The following is a 5413-nucleotide window of genomic DNA, read 5'->3' as shown; positions in this document are numbered from 1 at the left end:
AAAATTGATTTAAGGGGTCGTCAGGACTCCCCATTCGCCTTATTCAGCTTTGTTAGTGAAGCAGGGCTAAATGGAAATTTCTTCATAAAAGGGGGCGAATAGGATTGCGGTGAAACGGAAAGAAAATAATGAAATGAAAGAGGAAATGTACATTCCCCAAAAGGGCATTTAATCGAAGTTAAAAGCTTTCCCTGGTGGAGGTGTTTTTCTTGGGTTCGGTTAAATTTGAAAATGCGCTTTTGATCAAGAATGTGAAACACGAATGGATAGGTTTAGAGGTGAAAAAATTAACCCGGCCACACACTTTTAAGGCACGGTTAAAGAAACCGTGCCTTAAAAGTGTTGCTTATATGGATGTCAACTACAAATGTATATCGAATTAGGTATTTATTTCATTTTACTAAATAGGATTCGATAGGTAGCCTAACCTATTTATCTATGGTATTTGTGCCTTTGACGAATCGGAGAATTTCAAGTCTTTCTTCAAATTGGATATGGATAAAGTATATTCCATTTTTCAAATTACCAATATCTATCTTCTCTTCGTTCCTTATAATTTTGAGGTTCTCTTCATGTCCCAAATTATTAAATAATTTAATGGATTGAATCTTTGAATCTTTCTCTAAATTCAAATGAAAGAAATTGTCGTGAACAGGGTTAGGGTATACAATCAGATTTTCAACTTTACTATCTATAGTAATTGAGCTGTGATTTTTTTCACTATTGCTTCTAGCTGCAAAGGTGTTTTCATTTATTTGGATAGCATAATCTTCTACTTCCCCGAAATTGAAGTTATCACAAGAAGCCTGTCCTGTATTGTAGCGCATACTTATCCGCATACCTGTCCTTCCTAGACTGGCTTCCGTCGGAACAGTAAAATTGATGGAAATATTAGCACTACTACTGCTACTAGTATTGAGGACTTCCTCAGATGCTTCATAGGTTCCATTTCGATTAAAGTCAATCCAGGCTTTCCAATACTCCAAATAGGATTGGCTCCTAAACCCTGCCTTAACAGTTAATTGATATTGGGTGTTGGGCGAAACATTTGCTACTTGATTACTATAATCTCCATATCCATTGTCTGATCCAGAGGTATTTGAAATTTCATTTAATTCCACCATTTCTATCCATTCATAATAAGTATTTGACCCGGAAGATTGGCAATAAACAGGTAATTGGTTTTCCGAAAGGGTGGAAAATGATTGGGAGGAAGAAAAAGCAGAACTTTGGCTGGCACAGATTGTTTGGACTTGGAATTCATAATCTGATTCCGGGGATAAATTTTCTAAATTATAGTTTGCTGACTGTATTTCAGAGAGCGTATTCCATTGATCCTCTCCTTGCAAGCGGTAACGAAGGGAATAGTTCTCAGCGCCATTTACCATAGACCAGGACAGTTCGGCAGAGGTGGTAGTAATATTGGAAGCGGAAAGGGATGAAGGGGTATAACAGTTATCTGTTCCATCAGCAGATTTGGCGGTTTCAATTATGTATTCTAAGGCCAGTTTAGTGAATTTAGCGGCATGAGTTGCATTGGGAAGAGGGCTGTTTTCATAGGTATCATTTGGAGTATGAATATTGGGATTGTGATCACCAAAAGAAGCTTCGAAGGGGAAAGAAACCGCATACCCTTGTTGTGCCCAGCTATAATGATCCGAACAACCGTAATTGCATATAGATGTTCCGTAAGTTAACTGATGGGTACCAGAGGCGTTATAATGATCCATCAATTGCATGAGGAAATTATTTAAAGTGTTGTCGGTATAAGTGTCTGTCATAAGGTAAACATCTTCTGATGATCCTGCATAGTTGGTCATATCAAGCTGTACCACACTTTTAACATTTACATTACGATCTTTATAATCAATGGCAATTTCTTCAGAACCCCGAAGACCTACTTCTTCTGCTGCATAAGCCATAAATTCTACGGTTCGTTCGGGTTGAAAATCTATAGCCATTAACACTCTTATGGCTTCCGTGATGCTGGCAATACCAGAGGCATTATCGTCCGCACCAGGTGAATTTGAATTACCGGAACCAGACGTGGAATCAATATGTCCTCCAATAATGACATACTCCTCAGGGAAAGCACTACCCGTAATGGTCATCACTAAAGAGGGCATATTTGTCGAATTATGATTAACCAATTGCACTGAAACATCACTTCTACTTGCTGCAAGAGATTCCCAATGAGCTTTCATATCCGTTACTGCATCTGTAGCTGAACTGTAGGTATGGTAGCGGGTGCCATAGTCTTCAAGGTTTTGAATAGTAGTGGCAATGTTAGTATTATCGACCAGGTCCAGAGCCTGCTGAACCACAGCATCCTGATCAATACTAAAGGTTGCCACTTCTTTAGAAGTCACTGATTTGTTTTGAGAAGGGATTTTTCGTTGTAGGGCTTGAAGAGCACTTTCTTGAGAGGAGTGATAAACATAACCTGGGCCATGCACCAATATCTTGCGATGCAATTCATGAGCCCCTTTTTCGGTAAGGTGTACTGCACTTATTCCATCCTCATTAGAAGAAAGGATTAGGATCTCATTAGGCCATTTTGATTTTAAGGCCTGGGCATCTTTGGAATCCATGGTGGCAAAGAATGATTCCTCAGATTTTTGGATTGTTCGAGATTGATTGAATGATTTTGCATCAGTATCATTTTTCACTGTTTTAGGACTTCGTTGATGCCGGTTTTGAGCCCAAATAGGTTGAATTTGACTGAAAATGAAAAGGCACAAAAAGGCGGAGAGGAGTAGTTTTTTGGTTTTCATGATAGAGTAAGGTTTTAGTTGGGTGGGAATAATCAATTATATTAATGAATTTAAAATAAATATAAAATCTGGCAAAGGGTTTTATAAATTATTATAAATCAGGCAGTTATAATTAAACTGATTAGGATTTTTTAAAATTGAAGAAATAGGGGAGCTATAACTCCTGTGAGAAAAAGTTGTGGACATGGATTTCCAAATTCATTAAGGTTATTTCCAGGCACAAAATTAAAGGATAAGTAAATTAATTGTTGCAAAAAAATATCGGGCAGATGCTGGAATGGGAGTTTTTTGAATTATCCTAGGATACTTATCAAATTGGGTTCCCACCTTTTGATTAGTAGAACCCACCGTGTGCAGGTATCCCATACTAAGGGTCATCCATATGAGATTGGGAATAGAATCATTTTAGAAAGTAAGTGAAGGGAGATAAAAAATGGCTAGAAAGATGATGGGAAGTGATAAATTTCGAAGCTTTAACGAACAACTTATACACCTGAGAGAATCTAAATCTGATTTGAAAGTGGTTGATCTTTATCCCCTCATTATAAATAGCTATAAAGATTTACATTCATCATTGTAGGAAATTAAGAAAAAAGGGCCAGTTATTTTTTCTTTTCCCGTTAACAACATCTTTGAATTTGGTTACCAGGAAAAAAACTGCCCTAAAAATTAGCACTAAGTGAAAATTGAAATTATTAACAAAAGAGGGTAATTGGTATTGACTGCGGTAATAGTCCATGTCCGGAAGATAGGTGTAAATATTCCTAAATTTCTTATAGTACAAATTAAGAGAGCCCTAGCGGATCCATTGGGAACGAATAGAGAAAGCATAGCTTAGCCCTATTTTAGATAAATTAAAATAATCGGTCTCGGGATGATAAAGAGTTGAGGAGTAGGAAGTTATAAGATCTTTGTTTCCCATAGGTTCGCCATTAGGTCCTCGACCTTTTACAAGAATACTAGGGTATTCGAGAAGAATTAAATTATATTGAGGAGTATTTTTGGCCGGAATTTATTCTGGCTTTGTTCCTGTTTTGTATTACAAATCACCTCCCTGCATCTGCTCAAAGGTTAAAAACAAGCCCAGTTTTTATATTGAAAACTCTGCCTCAACAGAAGGGATTGAAAAGAGGTGACTTTCACATCATTTTCAAAAAGGATTATTTGTATATTTTTTTACCATTAGTTTTCTTTTATTGGAATATAGGTCACCGATCATTTCCCATTTAATGTCACTTGAGTTCAAAAGCAAAGCTTTCATTTGCAAATCCCAGCCACTTTGCCGAAAATCCCCGATTTTTTCTACAAACCTTCTGTTATTAAAGCCAGAAGGAGTCGAAAGAACCACAATCAGAAGAGCTTGATAATTTTTCATCCTTAAATGATAATAATCCACATTTAGCTGTAGACGATTTTAAAGCAAACCTAATGTAATTCCTCCTTCTAACTGATTTTGTGGTATTTTATAGATTATAGGGTTGTTAACCTCCAAATTTAGAACAATATTAGAGGGATAAAGCTCTATCTTATTTAAGCGACTATAAGAAGCCTTCAGGGAAGCTTTGTTTATCCCTAAAAATGACTTTCCCTTAATCAAATGATACGCCGTTCGCAGTGTAAAGTTATTGGTCTTAACCACTTCATCAGGCCTCCAAATAAGATTTGTTCCCTTATAGGTGGTCTGATTTAAGGCTGAAACCGTTTCGAATGATCCTATCGTTAGGTCTGTTTGAAAAAACATTGGTTTTTCTCTGGGTTTAGGCTGAGAGTAAAAATTTAAAAAGCTATTGTTGTAAGGTTCATTTTCTACCTGGCCCAACATTCTTCTTTAATAGTTTTCTCATCCCTAATGGAGGATTGTTTGTAACCTAAGTTAATGGAAATTGTTATTTCCTGGCCTAATGACTTCTGTATTGAAGTTGAAAGTATAACATGGGTATTACTAAAACCCACTATATTTTTCTGGTTAAATTCATGGAAACTATATTTATCCTCCAAATGAAATCTTCTACTGTAGTCGTCTTTGAATTTTTGTCTGGCTAATTTTTCTGAAAATTTTTACTAGGAGTTTAGGTGATAATCTTCGGCTAAATAATTAAAAAAACAGTTTGTTTTCCGATCGTTTTCTTCTGTTCTTTGGTAATCATTTAAACGGCTATAATTAATAAAGAAAGTGGTATTTAACCCCTGGAAAGGATTTGTTGGTAGTTTAAGATTAAGGTTGTTTCGACTCAACCAATTTTCAGGAAAAAAGAAGATGCCGACCCGTGTATATAGGATAAGAGATAGACTACTTTCTGAAATGATTGCTTTAGAGTGATATGATTTAATATTGTGCTTCCCCAATCATTGAAATCACCCATGGGCCGCTCCATGGACAAAAAATTTTGGTAGGTTATCCATTTTTTGCCCTGCTTTAAAGGCAAGGACTCCGTCTTCAAACTTATCGCATTGGAGTAACGGCCAGAAATCATACCCCCGTCCTGATAACTTCTTCCGATGAGCTAAATACTCTTCAGATCAAAGGCCAGAAAGGAGTTTGAAGAAAGTCTTTCTGGCTGCTAGGAATCCGAAAAAACTGCATACTCCAATGGAATGCCATCAATAAAAATTCCTGGACGGTTTTGCCCCCTGAGAAA

General features: G+C 36.6%; 3 protein-coding genes. All 3 read right to left on the bottom strand.

The window, feature by feature from the left end; all coding sequences use genetic code 11:
* Positions 1 to 428: 428 nt before the first annotated feature.
* Entirely contained in the window at positions 429 to 2774 is a 2346-nt protein-coding gene (locus tag E1171_RS08015) for a M20/M25/M40 family metallo-hydrolase (protein ID WP_155205491.1), read from the bottom strand.
* Positions 2775 to 3924: 1150 nt separating this feature from the next.
* Positions 3925 to 4149, bottom strand: a complete 225-nt coding sequence (locus tag E1171_RS08005; RefSeq protein WP_155205489.1) for a hypothetical protein — start codon at positions 4147 to 4149, stop codon at positions 3925 to 3927.
* Between the two features lie 39 nt (positions 4150 to 4188).
* On the bottom strand, positions 4189 to 4515 hold the full coding sequence (locus E1171_RS08000; protein ID WP_155205488.1) for a hypothetical protein: 327 nt from the start codon (positions 4513 to 4515) through the stop codon (positions 4189 to 4191).
* Positions 4516 to 5413 lie beyond the last annotated feature (898 nt).

It is taken from the genome of Xanthovirga aplysinae, from assembly GCF_009711365.1.
GTDB lineage: Bacteria > Bacteroidota > Bacteroidia > Cytophagales > Cyclobacteriaceae > Xanthovirga > Xanthovirga aplysinae.
This window is presented reverse-complemented; position numbering and strand designations above follow the sequence as displayed.